Raw genomic sequence first — 26,053 nt, forward strand, 5'->3', positions numbered from 1 at the left:
GGAGCGGGCGCAGCGGTTGACGTTGAAAGTGGCCTCAACTCGCTGCGTACCAGCCGTCCGGAAACGGCAGAAGGGGCCAGGCGCCGTCATTGTCATTGGCGGCTTTGGGCGTTGCGACGTACGACCACGAGCGGGGCACGAATTCCTCCTCCGGCTCGGGCGCGAAATCTTGATAGACCATGGCGTCCCGGACGGCATCCAGCAGCAAGTTGAATTCGGCTTCGCTCATCGCACCCTCGCAGAACGCGGATGGCGCAATGTCGCAAAGCCGGTTTGTTACCCAATTGAGCCGGTCGTTCGCATTTTAACGATCCGGCGATCGGGCTCCGATTGGTTAGCGATTCCCTAAAATCCCCGCGGAACCGTACGTTCCTCCCGTCCGGCGTCAGTGTGAAAGAGATCACATCCCCCGCGATTTATTTCTCCTACCCCTTGGCACGACACCGGCCAGCGAAGGCCGAGGGCGGGCAAGGCAGTCGGGAGACTTGGTCATGAAGGCAAGGTTCCTGCGGTTTGCGGGTGCGAGGAGCCGGGCGCGCCGCGCCTCGACGGTCGGGCTGTTCCTGGCGCTGTTCGCCACCGCCGCTCAGGCGCAGCAGGGAACCCCGGAGCAGCGCCGGGCCTGCACCCCCGACGTCTACCGGCTCTGCGCCGGCGAGATCCCCAACGTCCGCGCCATCACGGCCTGTCTGCGCCGTAACCGGTCAAGCTTGAGCGAGGCTTGCCGCACCGTTTTCGACCAGGCCGGCAGCTGACATGGCTGCCCTGTGGGTTTGTGCGCAGCAAGTGGCCTGTGCGGTCTCGCGAATCCGGCATAGTCGGCCTGTGGATATGCTGCGGACAGGCTGTGGACAGACGGTGATCTAGTTTGGATGTCGGCCGTGGATACGGCCCCTGGCTGTCATATCTCCGTCAAATGACAACACCGCATGATTCTCGGGCCGCGCAGATTATTGCGTCGCGCAAAATCATTTGGTTCTCCCGAATTCGGAATTGCGTCCCGCAGGCCGCCTGACGCACGAACAGTTTTTGTGCAGCGGGCTGCCCAATTCGCGGGCCCCATTCATCCAATTTTTTGTACGCCCGCGGACAAGCTTTCCGCGGAGAACTCCACCTAGGCTCGCTCCCGAGATCTGGAACATGGCCAGTGCCATGACAATTCGAAGGAGCTGGAGATGGAGACACGGGTATTGCCCCATGCGCGGGGGATGGCACGCGCATCATTGCCATGGCGCAAGGTCGCACTCGGCGCCGGCATCGCCTTCGGCCTCGTCGCCGCGGCACCGCTGAGCGCGCAGGCCGCCGCGCCCGCCGCCTGCGCCGCGCTCCAGGAGAAATATCCGGACTGGAAGGGCAAGACCCTCGTCAACGCCATCAACCCGCATACACCGGGCTATGAGACGATCGATCCGAAGGATCCCAGCAAATATATCGGCTTTGACATCGATCTTGGCGAGGCCATCGGCGAATGCCTCGGCTTCAAGCTGACCTACAAGCCGGTGACGTTCGCAGCACTCCTCACAACACTCGCTGCCGGCCAGGCGGATATCGTCATCTCCGATATCTACGCCACCAAGGAGCGCGCCAAGGCCGCCGACTTCATCACCTACTCGAAAGTGTTCGACGGCGTGCTGGTCGCCAAGGGCAATCCGAAGGGCATCAACGGCATCAACATGTCGATGTGCGGTACGGCCGCCGCTGAGAACACCGGCTATGTCGAGGTGCCCCTGATCCAGGCGCTGATCCCCGAGTGCAAGAAGGCCGGCAAGCCCGAACCGACCATCCAGCTCTACGACAACAACGCCAACTGCATCCAGGCTATCCTCGCCGGTCGTGCCGACACCTACATCAACGACGTCAACACGGTCGACAGTGCGGTGAAGGCCTATCCCGACAAGCTGGAGAAGGCGATCGCGGTGACGATCCCGTATTCGGTCGGCATCGCCGTCCCGAAGGACAAGCCGAAATTCCGCGACGCCGTGCTGGCCGCGCTGATCGAGGTGCAGAAGGCCGGCACGCATATGGAGCTTCTGAAGAAGCATGGGCTCGATGTGAACAACTTCAAGGAGCCTGACATTCTGACGGCTGACTGATGTCGCTGTTTCTCCATTACCTGAGCATGCCGTATCTGCTCGAGGGCATCGAGCTCACCCTCGAGGTGACCGCCCTCGGGCTCGGCGGCGGATTGATCCTCGGATTGATCCTCGCCGGCATGCAGCTCTCCCGCTTCTGGCCCCTGGCGGCGATCGCCAGGGCCTACACCGTGATCTTCCGCGGCACGCCGCTGATCCTGCAGATGGTGTTCGCCTACGACGCGCTGCCGCATATCGGCATCAAGCTGCCGGCGGTGCTGGCGGCCGGGCTCGCGCTCGCCTGCAACGAGGCGCCGTTCATCGCGGAGATGCTGCGCGCAGGCGTGCTCGGCGTCGACCGCGGGCAGGTGACGGCCGGTCAGGCGCTCGGCATGACGCCGCGGATCCTGATGTGGCGGGTGATCGCGCCGCAGGCGATCCGCACCATGATCCCGGCCTTCGGCAACGAGGCCGTCAGCGCGCTGAAGAATTCCTCGCTGGCGTCCGTCGTCGCGGTCCAGGAACTGACCCTGCGCTCGACCCAGCTTGCGTCCTCGACCTTCGACTTCTTCTCGATCTTCTTCGCCTCTGGCCTTTTGTACCTCGTGCTGACCTTCGCCATCAGCGTCATCCAGTTGTTCGTCGAATGGCTGCTCGATCTCGACCGCGCCAAGGGGCGGGAGCGCAAGCTTGCCGACTATCTGCCCTGGCGCCGCGTCGATCTTGGCACCAAGCTGGAGCTTGCGGAGGCGACCGTTGCCGATCCCGAACCCCTGCAGGCAGAGCTGACCGACACGCCGCCGCTTGCTCTGACCCGAGAGGAGCGCACGCGGCGTGCCGCGACGATCGCGCGCAACAACATCGCAGTCGAGACCAAGGACCTCACCAAGAGCTACGGCGCGCAGAAGGTGCTCGACGGCCTCGATCTCACCGTTCGCGTCGGCGAGGTGGTCGCGCTGCTCGGCCCCAGCGGCTCCGGCAAGAGCACGCTGCTCCGCTGCGTCAACCATCTCGAAAGCTGGGACGGAGGCACCGTACGCGTCGGCGGCCGCAGCCTCGGCTTTGACGATAACGGCAAGTTGCTGTCACCCCGGGCGATCGCCAACGAGCGGGCAACCGTCGGTGTCGGCATGGTGTTCCAGCAGTTCAATTTGTTCGCCCATCTGTCGGCCAAGGAGAACATCGCCGGACCCCTGCGCTGGGTCCACGGCATGACCCGCATCGATGCCGACCGCCGCGCCACCGAGTTGCTCGACCGCGTCGGGCTGTCGCATCGCGCCGACGCGCTGCCGCGACATCTCTCCGGCGGCCAGCAGCAGCGCGTCGCCATCGCCCGCGCGCTTGCGCCCAATCCAAGCGTGTTGCTCTTGGACGAGCCGACCTCGGCGCTCGATCCCGAGCTCGTCAACGAGGTCCTGGAAGTGATCCGGCGCCTCGCCATCGACGACGGCCTCACCATGATCATCTCGACCCACCAGATCCGCTTCGCCGATGAAGTCGCCGACCGCGTCGCTTTCCTGAGCGGCGGCACGATCATCGAGGAGGGACCGGCGCACGAGGTGCTCTCCAATCCCCGCAATCCGCTGACGGCGCGTTTCCTCAGCGTGATGGAAGCCGACAAGACTCCGGAGGAGGTGCGATGAGCGCCGTCTCCACAAGATCCAAGACTCCCGAAGAGGCCAAGTCAGAAGAGTTAAAGTCATGAAGCATGTCACGCTGCCGGTTTCGCCGAAGACCGTTCACTGGGGCTATTTCTCCAAGAAAGTCGCGCCGGCCCTGACGCTGCGCTCCGGAGACCGCGCCACCATCGAGACGCTGACCCATCATGCCAATGACGATTACGAGCGCATGATCCAGGGCGATCCCGGCGCCGAGAGCGTGTTCCAGTGGACGCGCGAGTACAAGGCGGTCGCGCGCCGCGGCTCAGGCCCGGTCGAAGGCCCTTTCATCCGTGGCGCGGGCGAGGGGATCGGCGTGCATCTCCTCACCGGACCGGTCGCGATCGAGGGCGCCGAGCCCGGCGATATCCTGGAAGTGCGCATCCTCGACATCCGGCCGCGACCCAGCTGCAGCGCCTGCCACGCCGGGCGTTGCTTCGGCTCCAACGTCGCGGCGAACTGGGGCTTTCACTATCACGATTTGATCGAGGAGCCGAAGCCGCGGGAGGTCGTCACCATCTTCGAGCTCGACACCTCGGGCGAGCCCTATGCCAAAGCGGTCTACAACTACGTCTGGACGCCACAGACCGACCCCGACGGTATCGTGCATCCGACCATCGACTATCCCGGCGTGCGCGTCGATCACGCCACCATCAAAAAACGCGAGAACATCCTGTCGAGCGTGAAGGTGCCGGCACGCTTGCATTTCGGCACCATGGGCCTCGCGCCGTCGGAAGCCGACTTCGTCAGCTCGATCCCGCCGAGCTATACCGGCGGCAACATCGACGACTGGCGCATCGGCAAGGGCGCGCGGATGTTTTATCCGGTCGCGGTTCCCGGCGCCTATTTCTCGGTCGGCGATCCCCACGCGGCGCAGGGCGACAGCGAGCTCGGCGGCACCGCGATCGAGACCTCGCTGACCGGCGATTTCGAGTTCATCCTGCACAAGAAGGCTGATCTGGCCGGCACCAACCTGGAGGGCCTCGACCATCCGATGCTGGAGACCGATCAGGCCTGGTCGTTCTACGGCTTCACGTATCCGAACTATCTCGCCGCACTCGGCGCCGATGCGCAAACCGAGATTGCCAACCACTCGAGCCTCGACCGTGCGATGCGCGATGCGTTCAGAAAACTCCGACGGTTCCTGATGACCGTGCACGGGCTCAGCGAGGACGAGGCGATCTCGCTGCTGTCGGTCGGCGCCGATTTCGGCGTCACCCAGGTCGTCGACGCCAATTGGGGCGTCCACGGCACGATCCGCAAGAACATGTTTCGGTGCGATTGATGGGCCGTAGCCCGGATGGAGCGAAGCGCAATCCGGGACAGCATCAATGGTGGCCCGAATCCCGGATTACGCTTCGCTCCATCCGGGCTACGCAGCGTGCTTGAAGCAGACATTGGGCTCTAACACTCTGAAGGAAAGTCCATTTCCCGGATGAACGTGTGACCAAAGAACCTCATTTGCGGCCCGTTGCTGCGACGGATGACCGCGTTCGTCTGGCACAGAGGTTGCTTCGATCAACTGCAATCTGGGTTGATCCGATGAGCTTCCGGCCGTTCACGAGCGAGTCCTACGCGCAAGACGACCGCCCCGAAGCGTGGCGGGACGTGCTGGCGGCGGTCGGCCTGCGACCAGCGACCGGCCATTCCTTCTTTGACGGACATGCAACCGCATCGCATCGCCACGCCGCAGGTGTTGCGCTGACGCGCATGGCCGCTGGCGCGCAAAGCGTCGCGCCGCTTTCGCAAGCGAATGAAGACCTTCCGATCGCGCTGATACCGGTCGAGGACGGCATGGTGCTCAGAAGCGCCGGCGGCCACCGCATCGTTCCGGTCGGCCATCTCGTGCTGCTGCCGCGGAGCGGGGACTGGAGCATCGTGTTCCAGCGTGACATGCGGGCCATCGTGCTGTCGGTGACCTCGGAAGCGCTGCACGGACGCCTCTCGGGCAAGCCGCGGCTGGGCGAGCCCCGCGTGGTTCCGCCCAGCGGCTTTGCCGATGTGTTCTCGCGTCTGCTCGACGCGACCGCGCGCACCCTCGACACGTTGAGCGATGCCGAATGGAATTCGGTCGCGCAGTCGCTCGTCGACCTGCTCCTGACGCTCGCGCATCAACTGGCGGCCTCGACGTCCGATGCCGGATCGAGTGCGACGCAGGCCGCGCTGCTGCATCGGATCTGCCAAACCATCGAGCGGCGGCTCGACGATCCCGAACTGGTGCCGGCGCGCGTCGCGCAGGCCCAGGGGATTTCCGAGCGCTACCTGCAAAAGCTGTTCGAGACGGTCGGCGACAATTTCACCCATTACGTCCGCGAACGCCGCCTCCAGCGTGCCTGGGCTGATCTGTCCAACCCCATGGAAGCCCATCGCTCGATCTCGGAGATCGCCTACGCCTACGGCTTTGGCGATTCCGCACATTTCAGCCGCGCCTTCCGTCACCGCTTTGGCCTGCCGCCGCGCGAATTCCGCCAACAGGAGGCGGAGCGCGCGACGTCGCAGCACGGCGTTGCCGGCCAGCGCGGCTGGCCGCAGGAGGCGCTGGCGCAACTCCGCGTGCATCCGAGCGTTGAGGCACGCAGCACCGTTGGGCGTGCCGGCACTGAGGCGCGGACGACCACGGAACGCAGGCATCACCATCTCCCGGTCGAGGCCAGTCGCGTCCATTGGGGCTATTTCAGCCGCTCGCTGTCGCCGCAAATCGAGATCGCCTCGGGCGACACCATCACCATCGAGACGCTGACGCAGCACGCCTCCGACGCGCCCGAGATGATGATCGCGGGCGATCCCGGTGCTGAAAGCGTGTTCGGCTGGACGGCCGACAAGAAGAACGTCGATCGTCGTGGCGCTGGTCCGATGGACGCGAGCGTGTTCGGTCGCGGCGCCGGCGAAGGATTCGGCGTGCACATCTGCACCGGTCCGGTCGCGGTGAAGGATGCCCAGCCCGGCGATGTGCTGGAGGTGCGCATCCTCGACATCGTGCCGCGCGCGAGCCGCAATCCGAACCATGCGGGGCGCGTGTTCGGCTCTTCGGTCGCGGCGTGGTGGGGATATCACTACAACGAGTTTCTCGGCGGTCCCAAGCCGCGCGAAATCGTCACCATCTACGAGATCTCTAGCGATCCCGAGGAGCCGCACGCCCGGGCGCTCTATTCCTATCGCTGGGAGCCGCAGACCGACCCCTTCGGCGTCGTGCACTCGACCTACGACTATCCCGGCGTCCCCGTCGCGCCTGCTACAGTGAAGCGCCGGCATGCCGTACTCGATGGCATCCGCATTCCCTTGCGGCCGCATTTCGGCGTGATCGCGGTGGCGCCGCGCGAGGTCGATTTCGTCGACTCCGTGCCGCCGTCCTATTTCGGCGGCAACCTCGACAATTGGCGGCTGGGGAAGGGGTCTACCGTCTATCTTCCGGTTTCGGTGCCCGGCGCGCTGCTCTCGGTCGGCGATTCCCATGCCACGCAGGGCGACGGCGAGTTGAGCGGTACCGCGATCGAATGCTCGATGACAGGGACGTTCGAGGTGATCCTGCACAAGAAGGCCGACCTGGCCGGCCAGCCCTTTGCCGATCTCTCCTATCCCCTGATCGAGACCGAGACCGACTGGGTGCTGACCGGCTTCAGCCATCCCAACTATCTCGCCGAGTTCGGCGCGCAGGGGCAGAGCGAGGTCTACGCAAAATCCTCGCTCGACCTCGCCATGAAGGATGCGTTCCGCAAAATGCGGCGCTTCCTGATGAACGTCAAAGGCCTCAGCGAGGACGAGGCGATCGCGCTGATGTCGGCCGCCGTCGATTTCGGCGTCACCCAGGTCGTCGACGGCAATTGGGGCGTGCACGCAATCCTCAGCAAGCGCCTGTTCCGGGACGCGACTTAACAAGGACATCTCAAGTGAAATTCCACATGATCAGCGGCGGACCGAAGCCGGTCGCGCCGTTCAGCCACGCCGTCGAGACCGACGGGTTTGTGTTCGTCACCGGCCAGATGCCGGACACGCCGCAGGCGCCGGGCGTGCTGCCCGACGGTATCGTCGCGCAGACCCGCGCGGTGATGGAGAATTTGAAGGTGGTTCTGGCCGGCCTCGATCTCGGCCTCGAGCACGTCGTGATGACGCGGATCTATCTGACGCGCTTCAAGGAAGACTACGCGGCGATGAACGAGACGTACCGCGCGTTCTTTCCGCCAGATCGGCTGCCGGCCCGCACCTGCGTTGGCGTCACCGGTCTCGCCTATGACGCGCTGATCGAGATCGACCTGGTCTGCCGGCGGCCGTGACAATCTTGTAGTGCCGGTCCGTAGCCCGGATGGAGCGGAGCGCAATCCGGGATTCATCCCGCGGGCACAGAGGCCCCGGATTACGCTCCGCTCCATCTGGGCTACAAGCCCTTGCGTTGCCCGTCGGGCAAAACACCCAAGCAACGGGGCAATGGCAGCGCGCAAAAATATTCCACTTTACCGAAATTCGGCTTTGGCGTATTCATGCCGCACCTCATCCCGGTCAGAGGGGCGTATCGCGATCGTCACGACACGCGGGGTGAGCCGTGGTGGACGCGAGCCACACCGGCGCGAAGGGCTTCGCAGGGCGGGCAACCGTGAGCGACAGCCAGCGCGCACACGACCGGTGCGGTCCGCGTACGGCAAAACCGTGTCGTCCTGACGCCCGGGGTCTGTGCGTCAAGTCTTGTGGTGACGTGGCGGCCCGACCGGGTCCGCGCGTCAGTCATCCGCAAGACGACGGGGGCAATAGTGCATCGCTCCCCGGGGAGAACTCGGCATAAGTCGTAAAACCACTGCGCAGGGAAGGCCGGATGTTTGGCTTCACCTGTATGCCGCTGTGCAGATTCTTGTTGCCACCTTTCGCACAGTGGACCGTGGGTGCCCGGCCGGCACCCGGTCTTCCCTGCGCCCTCTGACAAGGAGGGTGGGACGATAGAAAGCTCGGGCGAAATGAGCCGCGAGGATGCGAAGGCGTGTCTGCGAGTAGCGGTGCGAGTTGGCGGAGAACGACGCGTGCCTCGCACTCCGTCATTGCGAGCCACCGGGTCCGCGCGAAGCGCGGCCCGATGACAGGCTCCGCGAAGCAATCCAGAATCCCTCGACGGAAAGACCCTGGATTGCTTCGTCGCTTCGCTCCTCGCGATGACGGCGGGGAGAGTGCGTGCATCCCAAGCTCCGTCTCGTGTTCCAGGTCGACGTAGACTTTGCGTAAAATTGCAACTCTCACGTGCAAGAAGTCTTGATCGGTGGTGATCTAGAGGTGATGGCCGCCTTGAACGCGGATCCGGGCCGCCGCGACAAATCCATGGAGTGCCCAGGGATCAGTGGAACGTGATCATACTTCCTCTTCCTAAAGCACCAAAATGGTGCTTTAGTGCTTTCCATGAGCCCGTCGTCCAAAAGCGCGCCGTCCGCGCTGCGTTACAGGCTTGCCCCTGACCCGGCCGCCAAGGCCGCCATGGAGGCGACGTTTAGGGCTTATGACCGCATGATGGAGATCCTGGACGAGGTGGCGCGGAGCCATAACGTCGGCTCCAACGTCGTCCTGCTGCACGCCCATGCCTATGAGCCGATCCGGAAAGAAACCGCACTGCCGTCGCGGTTGGTGACGCTGGGCCTGCGCGACCGCGCCGATTATCGCGCCGCGCAGGGCCGCCGTCTGCCGCTCGACGACAAGCTCGCCAAGATCAAGGGCCCCGCCACCATTTCGATTGCGACGGTGGAAGGACGCTTCAGCGTGCCCTTCGACTACGCCGGTTACGCCGAGGGCTGGGGGCAGAGCGCGCCCGCGCGCCTGATCCGCACCGACGACGGCTTCGAAGTTCACTACGGCGTCACGCCGAACAGTCTGCCAGAGGAGGAGAACGCCATGGATACCATCGCTGCCGCCCCCGACAACTTCCTGTCCCGGGTCGGGCGCCTGATCGCCGGGATCGCCTATGACGCGATCGAGCAGGCGGAAGGCAAGAACAAGCTCAAAGTGGTTGGCCAGGCCATCCGCGAGATCGAGCGCGCGGAGAGCGAAGCCCGCGATGCGCTCGCGGCCGCGCGCGCCGAGGAGTACCGTCTCAACGCGCGCCGCACCGAGATCGAGCGCGAGATGACCGATCTCACGCCCAAGATCGAGGGCGCGATCGCGGATAGCCGCGACGATCTCGCCCGCGCCGGCATCGCACGACAGATGGACCTCGAGGCGCAGTTCGAGGTGCTTTCCCGGGCCATCGACGAGAACAACGAGAAGATCGAACAGTGCGTGACCTCGCTGCGCGCCGTGCTGTCAGCATTGCAAGATGCCGAGCAGCGCCGCGCCGATCTCGAAAAGAGCGAGGCTCAGGCAAGCCATCAGGCCTCGACGTCGCCCCGGAAGTCCGGTGGCGCCTCGGCGGCAGCGAAGGCCTTGCGCGCGGGCAGGGCGGTGGCGCGCGCCACCGGCGTTCCGGCAGCCATCCCGTATTCAAGCGACATCGACGAGCTCAGCACGTTGCATCGCGACAAGGAGATTGCAGCGAGGCTGGCGCGGTTGAAGTCGCGTTCCTGAGTAATGTGTCATGAGCGCACTGCTCGAACACGTGATGTCGCCGGAGGTCAGGCCATTCGCGATCGCGGCGGCCATGATCCTCATCGTCGGCTCGATCGAGGTGGTCTCGATGCTGGTCGGGGCCTCGCTCAGCGAGATGCTCGGCACCAACATCGATTTCGGTCACCCCAGCGACAATGGCGTGATCAACGCCATCTCCTGGATCAATGTCGGCGGCGTGCCGCTCTTGATCTTCCTGCTGTTGCTGCTCGGCGCGTTCTCCATCACCGGCTTCCTGATCCAGGACGTCGCGCGGATGGTGGCCGGTCCCTTGCCGGCAACGCTCGCCTCGGTCGGAGCGGTCGCCGTCTCGATTCCGCTGGTCCGCGCCGCAAGCAGGGGCATCGCGCGCGTCATTCCCAAGGATGAAAGCTATGCCGTCGGCCTCGGAGATCTCGTCGGCCGCGTCGGCGAGGTCGTGATCGGCCCGCTCGATCAGGGGCCGCCCGGCCGCGTCAGCGTCGCGGACATCCACGGCAACCGGCATTTCGTCTGGGCGGTCGCCGCACCGTCATCATCGCCCCTGCCGCAGGGAACCATGGTCCTGCTGGTCGATCGCGCCGGCACCCGCTTCGTCGCGGTGAAGGCCGACGATGAACTCAAACCTTCCAAGCCGACTCTAAGCAGCTGACAAGTCATTTATCGGAGAAAGTCATGTTCGATATCGCAGTCCCGGCCATGATCGGCGTCGCGCTGATCGTTGTCCTCGGGATCGTCTTCACCATTCTCTACAAGCGCGCCACCCGCGACGAGGCCTTCGTGCGCACCGGCCTCGGCGGCAAGAAGGTCGTGCTCGACGGCGGCGCCATGATACTGCCGATCTTCCACTCCTACGCCAGCGTCAACCTGAAGACGCTGCGACTCACCGTCGAGCGCAAGGAGCGGGAGTCCCTGATCACCAAGGACCGCCTGCGCGTCGACATCGTCGCCGAGTTCTACGTGCGCGTTCGCCCCGACGATGAAAGCATCGCGCTCGCGAGCCAGACGCTGGGCGCGCTGACCAATGACGCCGAAGCCCTGCGTAACCAGGTCGAGGCAAAATTCGTCGATGGCCTGCGTTCGGTGGCGGCCACCATGTCCATCCTGGAGTTGCAGGAAAAGCGCAGCGATTTCGTCAAACACGTGCAGGCAACGGTCGAGTCCGACGTCAAGTCGAATGGGCTCGAGCTGGAATCGGTGTCATTGACAAAACTCGACCAGACCGACGTCAAGTTCTTCAATCCGGAGAACTTCTTCGACGCCGAAGGTCTGACCCAGCTCAAGACCGTCACCGAGACGCGCCGGCGCGACCGCAACTCGATCGTGCGCGACAACGAGGTGGCGATCGCGCAAAAGGACCTCGAGGCGCGGCAGCAGACCCTGACCATCGAGCGGACCAAGAAGGAGGCCGAGCTCTCCCAGGAGCGCGACATCGCCAACAAGACCGCGAGCACCCGCGCTGAAGTCGCGACCGCAACCCAGACCGCGCGCCTGACCGAGGAGAACGCTCGCATCGACACCGACCGCGCCGTTGCCGAGAAGGAGGCCGGCGCCAAGCAGGTCAAGGAAACCGCGGTCATCGAGTCGGATCTCGCCATCAACAAGCGCAAGACCGACGCGCAGCGCGAAATCCAGATCGCCACGCAGGAGAACGAGATCCAGATCGCGGCCAAGAGCAAGCAGACCTCGGAAGCCGTCGCCGACGCCAAGACCGCCGAGGCGCTCGCCGTCTCCGCGGAGGAAAAGGTGGTGACCGCACGCGCGGTCGAGGTCGCCGATCGCGCCCGTCTCACCCAGGTGCTCGCCGCGCGCACCGAGGCCGAGCGCAAGTCGACCGAGTTGATCGTCGCGGCCGAAGCCGAAAAGAAGGCCTCACTCGATCGCGCCGAGGCCGTCAAGACGCTGGCCACCGCGGAAGCCGAGTCCAACAAGATCAAGGCCGTCGGCGTCAGGAATATCGGCGAGGCCGAAGCCGCGATCATCACGCTCAAGAACGAGGCGCAGAACAAGCTCGGCGCCAACGTTATCGACTTCGAGCTCGCCAAGAAGCGGATCGAGACCATGCCCTCGGCGCTGGCCGAGATGGTGAAGCCGATCGGAAACCTCAAGGACGTCCGCATCCTGCACACCGGCGGCGCGTTCGGCGGCAATGGTGCCGGGGGAGGCAATGTCGGCTTCGGCGAAGGGCTTGCGGGCGAGCTCCTCAAGGTGCACGCGCTGCGTCCGATGATCGACGAGATCCTGCGCCAGGGCGGCTTTGCGCCCGGCGACGATCCCGTGAAGTCGTTGGTTAATGCGGTGGCCGGAAAGAGCAACGGCGCCGCAGTGCCGGCGCCCGTGCCGGAGAAAACAAACTCCGCCGATCTATGAATGCCGGTTCATTGCTGCGGAGAATTCGAATCGATATGAACTGCCCGTGCGCGTCTCGCGTCGCGCACGCTCCGGAGCGTCGATCGGTCGCGTGTTGAACCATTCGATCGCGCTCCGGGTGAATTCTTCGAGGCAACGCCATTTGTTGCCGCGGTGCCTGCGCGGATCGACGTCAGGCACCGGAGCCTCTTTCGATCGGGGGAATTTCACATGAAGTATTTTCTGTCCGGACTGATCGCGATCGGTCTTGCGATCGCCGCTACGCCGTCGTTCGCGGCCGACGCCCGCAACGTGACCGTTGTCAACGAGACCGGCTATGCCATCAAGTTCCTGGGCTTCAACGCGCCGGACGACGGCCTGGACGAATGGGAGAACGAGCTCGACAAGGTTTTGCAGAACCAGGCGAGCACCTATGTCGAGTTCGAAGAGGACGACGAGGGATGTGTCTGGAACATCCGCGTCGACTGGCAGAGCTATGACGAGGCCGTGCTCTGGAAGAACGTCAACCTCTGCAAGATCACCGCGCTTCGGCTGCGCTACGACTCCGGAACCAAGACCACGTCCTTCGTCGCCGAATAGTTTGACCTGACTTGAGCCAGGGGAGGGGCGGCGGCCCTTCCCCGGCGCATTGTGCAAGATTGCGAATTCGTCCTTTGCAAGCGCAAGCGGCTTTGTTATACGCAGCCGCGCGCGAACGACTGGTTCGCCCTTTCCTCGGTAGCTCAGCGGTAGAGCATCCGACTGTTAATCGGATGGTCGCTGGTTCGAATCCAGCCCGGGGAGCCAAAATCCAGCAAATTCAAAGCCTTACTTCTGTTGCAATTGCGCAACATCGCCCAAGGCCGCCGCGTCCAGCTGATCTGTCGAGCGGTCGAAGGGGAATCGGTGGGACCAAAGCCGTCCCTCAGCCAACCGAACCTGGTGCCTATAATTCATGCCCAGAGGGTTGAACCCTCAGGCGAGGGACAGTTCGTCCTCCCAGGGTCTGCGACGGACGTTCCCCGAACATCGCATAGTAATACTGCGAGAACCGCCCGAGTTCGTAGAACCCCTGCTGCATGGCGACGGCGGCCACGGTCGTCGAGCCGGGAACGCTCTCATGCAGAATGGAATGAACGGCACACAGCCGCTTGTGCCTGAGGAAGCTGACCGGGCCCAAGCCGAACACCTCCTGGAACGCGCGATGGAGGGTGCGGCGCGACACCCCGAGAGCGGCGCAGATCTCCGAGACATGCACCGGGCGCGTGCCGGCCTCGTCGAGATACTCCTCGACCCGGCGGATCAGCCGCCTTGCCGAAGGCAACCAGCCGGTGTCGTCGGGCGGTAACGACGACATCACGTTGGCCGCCATGCATTCGACGATCGATCGCCTCCAGAAATCGGCGGTCGAGGGCGTCAGGCCGCTCCTGTAGGTGCGCAGATGTGACATGATCCGGACCAGACGATGTGCGGCGATCGCCCCGCTATCGGGGGCCGCCCGGAAATGGTCGCGCCTGCGCCAGGTGTCGGGATTGCTCAGCCTCGCTTCGCCGCCGAACAGCGATGCGACCTCGTTGATGTCGAAGCGCATGGCGGCGTAAGCGGATGCACCGTGAAAGATTCCGTCATGCTCGAGCAGCGGCGGAATCACGAGCACGTCGTTGAGGCGCATGTCGAAGGACCAGTGGGTGACCCGCTCTTCGGCCGCGAGCAGCATCCCGATGATCAGCTTGTCGTCGCTGGAGATACGCTGCGTTCGCATGCCGACGCTGAAGGTGCCGATGCTGAGCGAGAAATCGCCGATGCCGACGTGGGACAGCGATCCGCGCAATCGCCCGCGCCCCAGCTGCATGACATCGACGTGCGAGCCGTGAACGGCCTGGTGAAGACCTTCGAAGCCGTCGAGCTTACGCGAATCAACCAGAAGGAATTGGCCCATGGTTCCACTCTGTTACTCAAGCGCGACAATTCTGCGGCAGGCGGCGGCTGAATACCACCACAACGCGAAGTGGGTATGACGAGCCGAGTTCGCGCTTTGAGGTAAATTATCACCGAATTTGACGCGAGCTGTGCACCACATGACGCTGTGGATTGAGGAATTTGCGACATGTATCGTTAAGCCTCACCGATCGGCGCGACGTCTTGGCACAAACTGCACATCACGGGCATCCAATCTTCGGATACCATTTTCAACCTAGGCGATATCGGCGACGATCGCTCTGCGAACCGCGGGGCGGGGATAGCGGTATGGTGTTGCCGCGGGCTCGAAGGATGTACGCAAAAGAGGGAGAGATGCTGACGCAAGTCTACGACACCCGTCTCGCACCCTCGGCGCCAAGAAGAGGGGACCAAACAATGCGTCCAGAATGCCGGGCAATGTGCTTTCGTCGACGCCTGCTGAAGTCCGCGCCGTAGTATCGGGTGGAATACTCGTATCGGAGTTTCCACGATGCTGCGGGCTGATACGGATCACTGCGAGTGGTTGCCGGACGACGTGAAGACCGGCGAGATGGTCTTCATTCCCGGCGGGACCTTCCGCATGGGATCCGACCATCATTATCCCGAGGAGGCGCCGAGCCACCGCGTCTCCGTCGACGGCTTCTGGATTGACCGTACGCCGGTAACCAACCGGCAGTTCAAGCAATTCGTCAACGCCACCGGGCACGTCACCGAGGCGCAGATCGTCCCCAATCCCAAGGATTATCCCGGCGCGCTCAAGGAAATGCTCTACGCCGGCTCGCTGGTGTTCTCGCCACTGCCGCGCATTACCGATCTTGCCGACTGGAGCCAGTGGTGGAGCTTCATGCGCGGCGCCAACTGGCGTCATCCCTACGGGCCCGGCAGCAACATCAAGGGCCTCGACGATCACCCTGTCGTCCATGTTTCCTATAGCGACGCGGCCGCCTACGCGCGGTGGGCCGGCAAGGACCTGCCGACGGAGGCGGAGTGGGAGTTCGCCGCGCGCGGCGGCCTCGACGGTGAGGAGTTCGCCTGGGGCGATGCGCTGATGCCGGGCGGCAAGCACATGGCCAATATCTGGCAGGGCAACTTCCCTGTCCAGAATCTTGGCGAGGATGGGTTCGAGCGTACCTCACCGGTCATGGCTTTCCCGCCGAACGGCTACGGCCTCCACGACATGATCGGCAATGTCTGGGAGTGGACCTCCGACTGGTGGTCGTCAAAGCATGCCGCCGATGCCGCAAAGCCTTGCTGCATTCCGAACAATCCCCGCGGCGGCCGTGAAGACGCAAGTTACGACCCTTGTCAGCCCGACATCAGGATCCCGCGCAAGGTCCTGAAGGGCGGCTCGCATCTCTGCGCGCCGAACTATTGCCGCCGTTATCGTCCAGCCGCGCGTCATGCCGAACCCATCGACACATCGACCAGCCATGTCGGATTCCGCTGCGTGGTGAGGTCGGTCGAGTCTCCGCCGTCACAGAAGCCTTCTACAAAGTAAAAAGTAGGGAGTGTCAGATGGGCTACGCCGTCAAGGATGAGGCTGGAGCTACCGCGAAGCCGATCGAAAGCGGCCGGAGACCGCTGCTTCACGTCCTGCTCGCGGCGGCTCTGGTCGCGACGAGCTTGTCGCCTTTCGTCAGATCGCCCGCAGTTGCTCAGCAACCCAATACGGCAAAGCCCAACATTCTCGTCATCTTTGGTGACGACATCGGCCAGTCTAACATCAGCGCCTATACGCGCGGCGTCGTCGGCTACAAGACGCCGAACATTGATCGTATCGCCAATGAAGGGATGATGTTCACGGACTACTATGCGGAGAACAGCTGCACGGCCGGCCGCTCCACATTCATCACCGGACAGGTCTGCTTGCGCACTGGCCTATGCAAAGTCGGTATCCCCGGCGCGCCGGTTGGCTTGCAGGATCGCGACGTGACCATCGCGCAGGCGCTCAAGCCGCTCGGCTACGCGACCGGCCAGTTCGGCAAGAACCATCTCGGCGATCGGGACGAGTATCTCCCCACCAAACACGGCTTTGATGAGTTCTTCGGCAACCTCTACCACCTCAATGCCGAGGAGGAGCCGGAGCGCCCGTATTATCCCAAGAACGATACCACGTTCACCAAGAGCAACAGCCCGCGCGGCGTGCTCAAGGCATCCGCCGACGGGAAGATCGAGGACACCGGCCCGCTCAATAGAAAGCGGATGGAGACAGTCGACGACGAGACCACCGCGGCCGCAATCGATTTCATGCAGCGGCAGGCGAGGGCGAATAAACCGTTCTTCACCTGGATGAACACGACCCGTATGCACGCCTTCACCCATGTGCGCGCGTCCATGCAGGGACAGAGCGGCATGCCGGGCAACGAATATGCTGACGGCATGATCGAGCACGACGGCGATGTCGGCAAGCTCCTGAAGACGCTCGACGACCTCGGCATCGCCAACAATACGATTGTCATCTACACCACCGACAACGGTCCGAACCAATGGTCTTGGCCGGATGCCGCAACGACGCCGTTCCGCAGCGAAAAGGACACCAACTGGGAAGGCGCATTTCGTGTGCCGGCTATGGTTCGTTGGCCCGGCCGCATCAAGGCCGGCGACGTCTCCAACGAGATGATGTCGGGTCTTGATTGGTTTCCGACCCTGCTGGCTGCAGCCGGCGATACCGACATCAAGGACCGGCTGCTGAAGGGAACGAGCCTCAATGGCAAGTCCGCCAAGGTACATCTCGATGGATACAACCAATTGCCGTTACTGACGGGGCAGGGCAAGTCGGCTCGCAACGATTTCTACTATCTCAATGATGATGGCGAAGTCGTTGCCTATCGCTACGGCGACTTCAAGATCGTGTTCTGCGAGCAGCGCAAGCCCGGCGGATTCGAAGTCTGGTCCAATCCGTTCACCTGTCTGCGGGCGCCGAAGGTCTTCAACCTGCGGATGGACCCGTTCGAGCGGGCCGACGTAGTCTCCGACCAGTACTACGACTGGCTCGCCAAGAATGCTTATCTGATCCAGTACGGTACCTGGCGGGTGGCGCCGTTTCTGCAGACCTTCAAGGACTATCCGCCGAGCCAGCGCTCCGCGAGCTTCAGCATCGACCAGATGGTCGAGGGGCTGATGAAAACGCTCGACAAGACGGCACCGAAATAGCGCGACAAGCACATGAGCCCCGCCGCTGAGTCAGGTGGCAGGGCGCGTTCTCATCGACAGCAACGCCGATCTTCGCATGAATCAGTTGAAATCTGTGACAGAGCCAAAATCCTCCAAGAGCTCGCCCGCCCGCGACGCCGTGCTTGAACTGAAGTCACGGATCGGAAAGTCCGTACTGGGGCAGGATCATCTGGTCGAGAGCATGCTGATTGGCCTCCTGGCCAACGGTAATCTGCTCATCGAGAGTCTCCCGGGTCTGGCCAAGACCCGCGCGGTCAAGACGCTGGCGAAGAACCTCGCCGCCGATCTGTCGCGCGTGCAGTTCACGCCCGACCTACTGCCGTCGGACGTGACTGGCGCCGAGATCTACGTCCAGACCGACAAAGGTGGACAGTTTGAGTTTCAGAAAGGGCCGATCTTCGCCAATCTTGTGCTCGCCGATGAGATCAACCGCGCTCCGGCCAAGGTGCAGTCCGCGCTGCTCGAGGCCATGGAGGAGCGCCAGGTCACGGTTGCCGGAAAGACTTACAAGATGCCGGATCTGTTCATGGTGCTCGCGACCGAGAACCCGATCGAGCAGGAAGGCACCTATGCGCTTCCCGAAGCGCAGCTCGACCGCTTCCTGATGCATGTCGTCATCACCTATCCCGACGAGGCATCCGAAGGCGAGATCATCCGGCTCAATCGTGCCGAGAACGCGCAAGCACCGAAGGACCACACCTCGGAGCCGTCCCCGATCCCGCAGCAGACGATCCTGGATGCACGCGGCGAAATCGACGGCATCTTCGTCTCCGACCTCGTTCAGAAGTACATGGTCGACGTGATCTACGCGACGCGTTTTCCCGGGCGCTATGGCGAGCCCTTGAGCAAATGGATCCAGGTCGGCGCCAGCCCGCGCGGCAGCCTGGCGCTCGATCGTTGCGCGCGGACTCGCGCTTGGCTCGATGAATACGATTTCGTGACGCCCGACCACGTGCGCGCGGTGATCCACGACTGCCTGCGCCACCGGATCATCCTCAGCTACGAGGCAGTGTCGCAGGGCGTTACGCCCGATCAGGTGATCGACAAGATTACCGAGCTGGTTGCAGCAGCCTGAGGCCGTCATGACCGAGACATCAGCCAATATGCCAGGTGTCTATGTCGGTCTTCACGATCTGATCGCGCTCGAATATCGCGGACGCAAGGTTTCGTTCCTGCCGCGCCAGCCCGTGCATAGCCTTTTGTCCGGCCGCTTTGCCTCCCGCATGCGGGGCCGCGGCCTGAACTTCGAAGAGATCAGGGATTATCGTCCCGGCGACGACGTCCGCTCGATCGACTGGAAGGTGACGGCGCGCCTGCGCAAGCCGCATATCCGGGTCTTCAACGAGGAGCGCGACCGGCAGACGATCCTGGTGGTCGATCAGCGCCTTTCGATGTTCTTCGGCAGCCGGCATGCGATGAAATCGGTGACGGCGGCCGAGGCCGCAGCAATCGGGGCGTGGCGGGTGCTCGGCGCCGGCGATCGCGTCGGCGCCGTCGTGTTCAACGATCGAGACTTTATCGAGGTGAGGGCGCGTCGTAGCCGGGCGACCGTGCTCCAAATCCTCGCGGCCGTCGTCACGCAGAACCAGGCGCTCGGCGTCGGGCGCGGTCTGGTATCCGCGCCGACGATGCTCAACACAGCGCTCGATCATGCAAGGCGTCGGGCACCGCACGATGCCGCCGTGATCATCATCAGCGATTTCGACGGCGCGGACGCTGCAACGCGCGATATGGTCGCCGCGCTGGCGCGGCACAATGACGTTGTCGCTGCGATGGTCCATGATCCCCTGCAAAGCGATCTGCCACCGTCGGCCAGCATGACCGTGACCGATGGCGAGCTGCAGATCCGGCTCGATGTCGGCCGCGACAGCGTCCGCAAGAGCGTATCGCAGCTCACCCGGGACCGCCTGAAGAGCATCTTCGACTGGACGCGCGAGCTCGGAATTCCCGTGCTGCCGCTGAGCGCGGCGGAGGACACCGCCGCGCAGCTTCGGCGTCTTCTTGGTGGTCTGCCGGCCGGTCGTGGCCGCGCGGCCCCGCATAACCTGGCGGAGGCGGCCCTTGGCTGAGGCTCCATCCGTTGCTGCCGACCCCGTGGCCGGTCTGATCGACGTTCCGCTGCCGCGCGAGGTCAGCCTCTGGCCACAGACCTGGGAGGCGAGGCTCGCGATCGCCCTGCTGCTCGCGGCCATCTGCGCTACCGTGTGGCGCGTGGCGCATCTGCGCCGTGTCAACCGCTATCGCCGGGAAGCGCTCGCGGAGCTTCATAGCATCGAGCAGGCGCGCAATTCGATGCCGTCGGAGCTGTTGTCGAAGTTGACCTTGCTGGTGCGGCGAACGGCGCTCGCGGCCTTTCCGCGCGAGCAAGTGGCACCGCTGGTCGGTCCGGCATGGCTGGCCTTCCTCGATCGCAGCTATGGCGGCGAGGAGTTTTCTCACGGCGTGGGGCGCCTGCTCGCGAGCGGGCCTTACCAGAAAATTCCGCCTGATGGCGCCGAGTTGCAATCGCTGGTTCGTCTCGTGCGCCGCTGGATCGGGGGGCATCATGCTTGAGTTCGCCTGGCCATGGCTGCTTCTGCTGTTGCCGTTGCCGGTCCTGGCGTGGTGGCTGCTGCCGCCGTACCAGGCGCGGCAGGCCTCGATCCAGGTGCCCTTCTTCGACAGGTTGGCGGCGGCAACCGGGCAGACGCCGCAGCGCGGCGCGGTTGTCCTCGAACGCCGCGCCGTCCAGATGATCGCGGCTGCGGCCATCTGGACGCTGCTGGTTGTGGCGCTGGCCCGGCCGCAATGGGTCGGCGACGCGGTGACGCGCGAGGTCTCCGCGCGCGATCTGATCCTGGCGATCGACATCTCGGGATCGATGGACCAGCGCGATTTCAAGGCGTCGGACGGCACGACGCTCACCCGTCTCGACGGCGTCAAGCGCGTGGTCAGAGACTTCATCGCCCGCCGCAAGGGCGACCGTGTCGCTCTGATCCTGTTCGGCACCAGGCCCTATGTGCAGGTGCCCTTCACGCAAGACCTCCAGACGGCGCAGCAATTGCTCGATCAGGCAGGGGTCGGCATGGCCGGCCAGCAGACGGCGATCGGCGATACAATCGGGCTTGCCATCAAGACATTTGCAGCCAGCACTGCGAAGCAGAAGCTCCTGATCCTGCTGACCGACGGCAACGATACGGCGAGCCGGGTGCCGCCCGAGCACGCCGCCGACATCGCTCGCCAGAACGATGTCACGGTCTACACGATCGGGGTCGGCGATCCCGCAGCCTCAGGCGAGAACCGCGTCGACCTCGCCGTCTTGCAGCATGTCGCGGACACCAGCGCAGGGCACTTCTTCCGCGCCGAGGATGGCGCGCAGCTGCAGGCGATCTATGCCGATATCGACCGCCTCGCGCCGGCCAAGCTTCAGACCCTGTCATGGCGGCCGAAGCTGCCACTGTTTCAATGGCCGTTCGGCCTGGCCATCGCGATCGGTCTGCTCTTGTGGCTTTGGCTCCTGCTCGGCAGCGAGTGGCGCCGGATGCGGAGCGTCAGCCATGCGTGACGCGGCAACGATGTCCTTCCACCTCTTGCGCCCGCTCTGGCTGCTCGCGCTGATCCCGCTCGCCGTCGTGTTTGCGGTGCTGCTTCGCCGGCAGGACGTGCGCGCGCAATGGGGTGGCGTGATCGCGCCGCATCTGTTGACGCATCTCATCGTGCGGCCGGGACAAGGGCGCCACGTCAACCCGGTTTATCTCGTAGCAGCCGGCATGATGCTCGGCATCATCGGTCTGTCCGGTCCGACCTGGCGCCGCGAGCTTCCGCCCTTCGTCGAAGACAAGGCGCCGCTGATGATTGCGCTCGCAGTCGGATCATCGATGAATGAGACCGATGTGGCGCCCTCTCGCCTCGAGCGCGCCAAGCAGAAGATCAGGGATCTGCTTGCGGCCCGCGCGGGCGCCAGGACCGGCCTCGTAGCCTTTGCCGGCACCGCGCATCTGGTGATGCCGCCGACTGACGACCGCTCCGTGATCGAGCCGTTTCTGGCCGCGCTGGAGCCAGGGCTAATGCCGGCGGACGGCAAGAACGTTGCGAGTGCCGTCGCACTGGCGGCCGACGCGCTGGCGGCCGAACCGGTCCCCGGAACGGTCCTGCTGGTCGCGGACGATCTCGGGACCGCGGATGCCGCCACGATCCGGCAGGCGGCCGGCCGCAATGGTCTCGTCATATTCGCGGTCAGCCCGGCTACATCGGTGCTGCCGGCCGGCGCAGACGTCATCCGGGTCAGTATCGACGGCTCGGACATCGTACGACTGGAGCGCCGGATCGAGACGCGTTTCCAGGCCGCCCAGGGCGATGCGTTCGGCACGCAATGGCGGGATGAAGGCTATTGGCTGCTGCCGCCGCTGGCGCTGTTGAGTCTGCTCTGGTTCCGGCGCGGTACGACAGTGGCGTGGGTCCTGGCTCTCTTCATCGTGACGCACGCCAGCACTTCGAGAGCCGAGGACACATCGCGCTTCACCAATCTTTGGCTGACGCCGGATCAGCAGGGACGACTCGCATTTGACCGTGGCGACTATGCCGCCGCGAAAACGACATTCGCCGATCCGATGTGGCGCGGCCTCTCGGCATACCGCGCGTACGATTTTCTCGCCGCTGCTGAGGAATTTTCGCGCGTCGACACGCTCGAGGGAAAATTCGCGCTAGGTAACGCGCAGGCGCAGAACCACGCTTATGAGAAAGCGCTCAAGACCTATGACGAGGTGCTCAAGGCACAGCCCGGAAACGCCGCCGCGAAGACAAACCGCGCCATCGTTCAGGCGGCGCTAGATGCGCGTGAAGCCAAGCGACGCAAGCAGGAGCAGGATGACCCTGCGCCGCCGGATGAGAAGGCCGACGAGATGCGCGTCGATCCCAATCAGAAAGGCGGAAAGAAGATCGCTGTCACGCCGCAGGACGTCACCACTGCCGGCGCGGCCGAAGCCTGGATGCGTCAGGTCCAGACCTCGCCTGCGGATTTCCTCAAACTGAAATTTGCGATCCAGGCGGCCGCTCCGACACAGGGGAGGGCGCCGCAGTGAGAGTTTGGATCGGCTTCATCGCCTTGCTGCTTGGCGGCGCGCTCCCGTCGCCGGATGTATATGCGCAGCAATCGGTAGCCCTCGGGCCGATCGTGCAGGTCACGATCGACCCGCCGCGGGTCGTGGTCGGGCAGAAGACCACGCTGAGTATCCTGGTCATGGCGCCGAACTATATGACGTCGCCGCCCGAACTGCCCGATTTTCAGGTGCGCAACGCGGTGACGCGGCAATTGCAGAGCGTCAACACCAGCGAGCAGCGCGACGGCGTGGCTTATGCCGGTGTACAATTCGAATACGCTATCTCGCCGCAGGAGCCGGGCTCCTACGCCGTCGCCGATCAGAGCGTCAGGATCAAATATGCGGCCGAGCCGCCAGCCACGCGCGAGGTGGCCGTCGCGCTGCCACGCGTGTCGTTCGAAGCCTTCATCCCGGACGCGGCGGACGCACTTCGCCCGTTCATATCGGCCACCAGCCTGACTGCCGAGCAGGACGTCAAGCGTTCGTCCGACCCGCTCAAGGCCGGTGATGCCGTCACGCGAACCATCACGATCCGGGCGGAAGGCACGCCGGCGATGCTGCTGCCGCCTCAGCAATTTCCGTCTGTCGATGGCTTGAGACTTTATCCGGCGCAGCCGAAGCTCGAGGACAAGGTCGACGGGCGCTCCGACGTCATGACGTCGACCCGCGTCGATTCCGCAACGTATATGGTGGAGCGAGCAGGTGACTATTCGCTGCCGTCCGTCGATATCGGCTGGTGGAATGTCGGCAGCGGCAAGATCGAACAGGTCCATCTCGAGGCCGTGCCTGTCAAGGGCATTGCGACCTCGGTGGCGGCAGGTCCAGCTGCTTCAAACCAATCAGCTCGGCGGTGGACCTGGGATGGCATCGTCGACTTTATCGTCGACCACTGGCTGACGGCCCTGCTTGTGGTAGCCGCCACGGCCGGGATCGCTTGGTTTGCGCCTCGTGCGGCACGTCGCGTTTTGGCCAGTCTTCATCGTCGGCACCAGGCCTATCTTCAGTCGGAGGCGTTTGCTTTCAGCCGGCTGCGCCGTGCGATCCGCCATCGCGACGCAAAGGCGTCTTATTTCGCGCTGCTTGAATGGCTGTCACATCTCAACGCGACGCAGCCTCCAATCACGGCTGGAGCTTTCAAGGCCGTCGCACGCGATCCGGAACTCGACCGCCAGCTTGATGCGATCGAGAGCGAGTTGTTCGGAAATCGGCACGATCCGGCTCATTGGTCGCCACGCCGGCTGCTGCACCGCGTGGTCGCCGCCCGCCGCAGGCTGCGCCCGCGGGCCGGAGGCCGGGTCACGGCAGGTCTGCCCCCGCATTTGAACCCGGTCGGGACCCCGAAGGTCGCCGCGTATCGAAAGCCCGCGAGATAAGCAAAGCACAGGAGGTCACTCAGACGGAACGGACGATCTAGATTCGCCCTCATCTACGACAACCAAGATCGAATAAATCAGGGAGCGTCGAATGACCAACGAGACGAAGAAGCAGAATGATGCCGTTGCCGATTCCACCTGTGGCGACCAATCGGCGATTCATCGCCGCGCCGTGCTGCTTGGTACATCGTCGATCGTCGCAACAGCGGCGCTGACATCGCAGGCACTGGCGCAGGCTCAGAAGGCGGCCCCTTCGGGGGCGCCGGCTGCTGCGCCCGCCGCGGGCCGCAAGCCCAACATTCTCGTCATCTTCGGCGACGACATCGGCATTCCCCAGATCAGCGCCTATACCATGGGTATGATGGGCTATCGCACGCCCAACATCGACCGCATTGCGCGCGAAGGAGCCATCTTCACGGACTCCTACGGCCAGCAAAGCTGCACGGCCGGCCGCGCCTCGTTCATCCTGGGCCAGGAGCCGTTCCGGACCGGCCTCCTCACCATCGGCATGCCCGGCGATCCCCATGGCATCCAGGATTGGATGCCGACGATCGCCGACGTGATGAAGACGCAGGGCTACGCCACTGGCCAGTTCGGCAAGAACCATCTTGGCGACCGCGACGAGCATCTGCCAACCAAGCATGGCTTCGACGAATTCTTCGGCAATCTCTATCACCTCAATGCGGAAGAGGAGCCGGAAGGCTATTTCTATCCGAAGGATCCCAATTTCCGGAAGCAGTTCGGGCCGCGGGGCGTGATCAAATCAACCGCGGACGGAAAGATCGAGGATACCGGGCCGCTCAACACCGCGCGTATGCCGACGGTTGACGAGGAGTTCCTGGGCGCCGCCAAGGACTTCATTGGCCGGCAGGTTAGGGCGGACAAACCGTTCTTCGTCTGGTTCAATTCGACCCGAATGCACGTCTTCACGCATCTCAAGAAGGAGTCGCTCGGCAAGACCGGCAAAGGCATCCACGCCGACGGCATGGTGGAACATGATGGAATGGTCGGCGAGCTGCTTAAGCAACTCGACGACCTCGGCATCGCCGACAACACCATCGTCCTCTACACCACGGACAACGGCGCCGAGCTTGCTCTGTGGCCCGACGGCGCGCAAACGCCCTTCCATGGCGAAAAGGGCACCACATGGGAAGGCGGCATGCGCATTCCCATGATGGTGCGGTGGCCCGGCGTTGTGAAACCCGGCACGCAATATAACGAGATCATCTCGCTGATCGATTGGTTCCCAACACTGTGCGCCGCGGCGGGAATAACTGACATCAAGGAGAAGATGAAGGCGGGTTTCACCGCCAACGGGAAGAACTTCAAGGTCCATCTCGACGGCTATAACTTCCTGCCCTTTTTCAAGGGTGAGACAACTACGCCGCCCCGGGACGCGCTCTACTACTTCGACCAGGGCGGCAACCTCAATGCCATCAGGTGGAACGATTGGAAGTTGAGCTTTGCAATAGCTTCCAAGGGAAACATTGCGACCGCAACCCGCGAGGTGCCCTCGTGGGCGCTAATCGCAAACTTGCGCATGGATCCTTACGAGCGAGGCATGGAGGAAGGCGGAGGAGCCATCCAGTTCCTGGCCCAGAACATGTGGCTGATCGTCCCCGTACAAGGGAAGATCAAGGAGTTCTTCGCCGACTTCAACGACTTCCCCTTCCAGGAAGGCAGCTCGCTGAATGCGAGCGGCATCAATTACGGCTTGCTCCGACAGCAGGCGGCCTTGAAGCGACTTGGTGAGATCGAACGCCTGAAGCCACAGTAACGGGAGCGCCCCGAACGACTGCGCGACGAAGACGGCAAGCACCGACTTCGTCGCGCATGTCACA

21 protein-coding genes and 1 tRNA gene are annotated in these 26,053 nt (G+C 63.9%); 20 read left to right on the forward strand and 2 right to left on the reverse strand.

The genetic code is table 11. The features are described from left to right. Positions 1-34 precede the first annotated feature (34 nt). A complete protein-coding gene (locus tag AB7008_RS25740; RefSeq protein ID WP_441259726.1) occupies positions 35-229 on the reverse strand; it encodes a hypothetical protein in 195 nt (64 codons plus the stop codon). Positions 230-491: 262 nt separating this feature from the next. Between AB7008_RS25740 and AB7008_RS25745 the strand changes: the two genes are divergently transcribed. The 11 genes from AB7008_RS25745 (at position 492) to AB7008_RS25795 (ending at position 13,435) form a co-directional block, all read left to right on the forward strand. After that, positions 492-755, forward strand: coding sequence for a hypothetical protein (locus tag AB7008_RS25745; RefSeq protein WP_441259727.1), 264 nt, complete (start codon positions 492-494; stop codon positions 753-755). A 420-nt stretch (positions 756-1,175) separates the two neighbouring features. Beyond that, a complete protein-coding gene (locus AB7008_RS25750; protein ID WP_039148905.1) occupies positions 1,176-2,093 on the forward strand; it encodes an ABC transporter substrate-binding protein in 918 nt (305 codons plus the stop codon). Then, positions 2,093-3,715: an ABC transporter permease subunit gene (locus AB7008_RS25755; RefSeq protein ID WP_441259728.1), complete on the forward strand. Its 1,623-nt coding sequence runs from the start codon at positions 2,093-2,095 to the stop codon at positions 3,713-3,715. The genes AB7008_RS25750 and AB7008_RS25755 overlap by 1 nt, the downstream gene beginning before the upstream one ends. A gap of 58 nt (positions 3,716-3,773) precedes the next feature. Then, the gene (locus AB7008_RS25760; RefSeq protein ID WP_441259729.1) at positions 3,774-5,015 is read left to right on the forward strand and encodes an acetamidase/formamidase family protein; all 1,242 of its coding nucleotides are present in this window, start codon (positions 3,774-3,776) and stop codon (positions 5,013-5,015) included. Positions 5,016-5,272: 257 nt separating this feature from the next. After that, positions 5,273-7,603, forward strand: coding sequence for an acetamidase/formamidase family protein (locus tag AB7008_RS25765; protein ID WP_441259730.1), 2,331 nt, complete (start codon positions 5,273-5,275; stop codon positions 7,601-7,603). A gap of 14 nt (positions 7,604-7,617) precedes the next feature. Next, entirely contained in the window at positions 7,618-8,001 is a 384-nt protein-coding gene (locus AB7008_RS25770) for a RidA family protein (protein WP_441259731.1), read from the forward strand. 1,096 nt (positions 8,002-9,097) lie between these two features. Further along, complete coding sequence (locus tag AB7008_RS25775; RefSeq protein WP_441259732.1) at positions 9,098-10,261, forward strand: PspA/IM30 family protein; 1,164 nt, start codon at positions 9,098-9,100, stop codon at positions 10,259-10,261. 10 nt (positions 10,262-10,271) lie between these two features. Then, positions 10,272-10,931: an OB-fold-containig protein gene (locus AB7008_RS25780; protein WP_441259733.1), complete on the forward strand. Its 660-nt coding sequence runs from the start codon at positions 10,272-10,274 to the stop codon at positions 10,929-10,931. Between the two features lie 23 nt (positions 10,932-10,954). Next, a complete protein-coding gene (locus tag AB7008_RS25785; protein WP_441259734.1) occupies positions 10,955-12,649 on the forward strand; it encodes a flotillin family protein in 1,695 nt (564 codons plus the stop codon). Between the two features lie 210 nt (positions 12,650-12,859). Continuing rightward, complete coding sequence (locus AB7008_RS25790) at positions 12,860-13,228, forward strand: hypothetical protein (RefSeq protein ID WP_304489754.1); 369 nt, start codon at positions 12,860-12,862, stop codon at positions 13,226-13,228. A gap of 132 nt (positions 13,229-13,360) precedes the next feature. After that, a tRNA-Asn gene (locus tag AB7008_RS25795) sits at positions 13,361-13,435 on the forward strand. A gap of 139 nt (positions 13,436-13,574) precedes the next feature. Here AB7008_RS25795 and AB7008_RS25800 read toward each other — a convergent pair. Then, entirely contained in the window at positions 13,575-14,567 is a 993-nt protein-coding gene (locus AB7008_RS25800) for a helix-turn-helix domain-containing protein (protein ID WP_028161404.1), read from the reverse strand. A 510-nt stretch (positions 14,568-15,077) separates the two neighbouring features. On the opposite strand from AB7008_RS25800, the gene AB7008_RS25805 reads away from it, so the two are divergent. The 9 genes from AB7008_RS25805 (at position 15,078) to AB7008_RS25845 (ending at position 25,989) form a co-directional block, all read left to right on the forward strand. Beyond that, positions 15,078-16,085, forward strand: coding sequence for a formylglycine-generating enzyme family protein (locus AB7008_RS25805; RefSeq protein ID WP_304489755.1), 1,008 nt, complete (start codon positions 15,078-15,080; stop codon positions 16,083-16,085). 17 nt (positions 16,086-16,102) lie between these two features. Next, positions 16,103-17,740 (forward strand): arylsulfatase, encoded by a 1,638-nt coding sequence (locus AB7008_RS25810; protein ID WP_304489756.1) that lies wholly within the window; start codon positions 16,103-16,105, stop codon positions 17,738-17,740. Positions 17,741-17,816: 76 nt separating this feature from the next. Further along, complete coding sequence (locus tag AB7008_RS25815) at positions 17,817-18,836, forward strand: AAA family ATPase (protein ID WP_304489757.1); 1,020 nt, start codon at positions 17,817-17,819, stop codon at positions 18,834-18,836. A gap of 7 nt (positions 18,837-18,843) precedes the next feature. Further along, complete coding sequence (locus AB7008_RS25820) at positions 18,844-19,830, forward strand: DUF58 domain-containing protein (protein WP_212451490.1); 987 nt, start codon at positions 18,844-18,846, stop codon at positions 19,828-19,830. Then, positions 19,823-20,314, forward strand: a complete 492-nt coding sequence (locus AB7008_RS25825; protein WP_304489758.1) for a DUF4381 domain-containing protein — start codon at positions 19,823-19,825, stop codon at positions 20,312-20,314. The genes AB7008_RS25820 and AB7008_RS25825 overlap by 8 nt, the downstream gene beginning before the upstream one ends. Continuing rightward, entirely contained in the window at positions 20,307-21,305 is a 999-nt protein-coding gene (locus tag AB7008_RS25830) for a VWA domain-containing protein (protein WP_304489759.1), read from the forward strand. The genes AB7008_RS25825 and AB7008_RS25830 overlap by 8 nt, the downstream gene beginning before the upstream one ends. Continuing rightward, complete coding sequence (locus AB7008_RS25835; protein ID WP_304489760.1) at positions 21,298-22,821, forward strand: vWA domain-containing protein; 1,524 nt, start codon at positions 21,298-21,300, stop codon at positions 22,819-22,821. The genes AB7008_RS25830 and AB7008_RS25835 overlap by 8 nt, the downstream gene beginning before the upstream one ends. After that, positions 22,818-24,212, forward strand: a complete 1,395-nt coding sequence (locus AB7008_RS25840) for a BatD family protein (RefSeq protein WP_441259735.1) — start codon at positions 22,818-22,820, stop codon at positions 24,210-24,212. Before AB7008_RS25835 ends, AB7008_RS25840 begins: the two co-directional genes overlap by 4 nt. Before the next feature lie 91 nt (positions 24,213-24,303). Then, positions 24,304-25,989 carry an arylsulfatase gene (locus AB7008_RS25845; RefSeq protein WP_304489762.1) on the forward strand — a complete coding sequence of 562 codons (1,686 nt, stop codon included), beginning with the start codon at positions 24,304-24,306 and terminating at the stop codon, positions 25,987-25,989. Positions 25,990-26,053: the final 64 nt, after the last annotated feature.

Origin of the sequence: Bradyrhizobium sp. 521_C7_N1_3 (genome assembly GCF_052075975.1) — a bacterium.
Taxonomy (GTDB): Bacteria; Pseudomonadota; Alphaproteobacteria; order Rhizobiales; family Xanthobacteraceae; genus Bradyrhizobium; species Bradyrhizobium japonicum.

Coding starts and splice junctions, on each gene's coding strand:
- AB7008_RS25740 (WP_441259726.1), bottom strand. CDS start 229: ATGAGCGAAGCCGAATTCAACTTGCTGCTGGATGCCGTCCGGGACGCC.
- AB7008_RS25745 (WP_441259727.1), top strand. CDS start 492: ATGAAGGCAAGGTTCCTGCGGTTTGCGGGTGCGAGGAGCCGGGCGCGC.
- AB7008_RS25750 (WP_039148905.1), top strand. CDS start 1,176: ATGGAGACACGGGTATTGCCCCATGCGCGGGGGATGGCACGCGCATCA.
- AB7008_RS25755 (WP_441259728.1), top strand. CDS start 2,093: ATGTCGCTGTTTCTCCATTACCTGAGCATGCCGTATCTGCTCGAGGGC.
- AB7008_RS25760 (WP_441259729.1), top strand. CDS start 3,774: ATGAAGCATGTCACGCTGCCGGTTTCGCCGAAGACCGTTCACTGGGGC.
- AB7008_RS25765 (WP_441259730.1), top strand. CDS start 5,273: ATGAGCTTCCGGCCGTTCACGAGCGAGTCCTACGCGCAAGACGACCGC.
- AB7008_RS25780 (WP_441259733.1), top strand. CDS start 10,272: ATGAGCGCACTGCTCGAACACGTGATGTCGCCGGAGGTCAGGCCATTC.
- AB7008_RS25785 (WP_441259734.1), top strand. CDS start 10,955: ATGTTCGATATCGCAGTCCCGGCCATGATCGGCGTCGCGCTGATCGTT.
- AB7008_RS25790 (WP_304489754.1), top strand. CDS start 12,860: ATGAAGTATTTTCTGTCCGGACTGATCGCGATCGGTCTTGCGATCGCC.
- AB7008_RS25800 (WP_028161404.1), bottom strand. CDS start 14,567: ATGGGCCAATTCCTTCTGGTTGATTCGCGTAAGCTCGACGGCTTCGAA.
- AB7008_RS25805 (WP_304489755.1), top strand. CDS start 15,078: ATGCTGCGGGCTGATACGGATCACTGCGAGTGGTTGCCGGACGACGTG.
- AB7008_RS25810 (WP_304489756.1), top strand. CDS start 16,103: ATGGGCTACGCCGTCAAGGATGAGGCTGGAGCTACCGCGAAGCCGATC.
- AB7008_RS25815 (WP_304489757.1), top strand. CDS start 17,817: ATGAATCAGTTGAAATCTGTGACAGAGCCAAAATCCTCCAAGAGCTCG.
- AB7008_RS25820 (WP_212451490.1), top strand. CDS start 18,844: ATGACCGAGACATCAGCCAATATGCCAGGTGTCTATGTCGGTCTTCAC.
- AB7008_RS25830 (WP_304489759.1), top strand. CDS start 20,307: ATGCTTGAGTTCGCCTGGCCATGGCTGCTTCTGCTGTTGCCGTTGCCG.
- AB7008_RS25835 (WP_304489760.1), top strand. CDS start 21,298: ATGCGTGACGCGGCAACGATGTCCTTCCACCTCTTGCGCCCGCTCTGG.
- AB7008_RS25845 (WP_304489762.1), top strand. CDS start 24,304: ATGACCAACGAGACGAAGAAGCAGAATGATGCCGTTGCCGATTCCACC.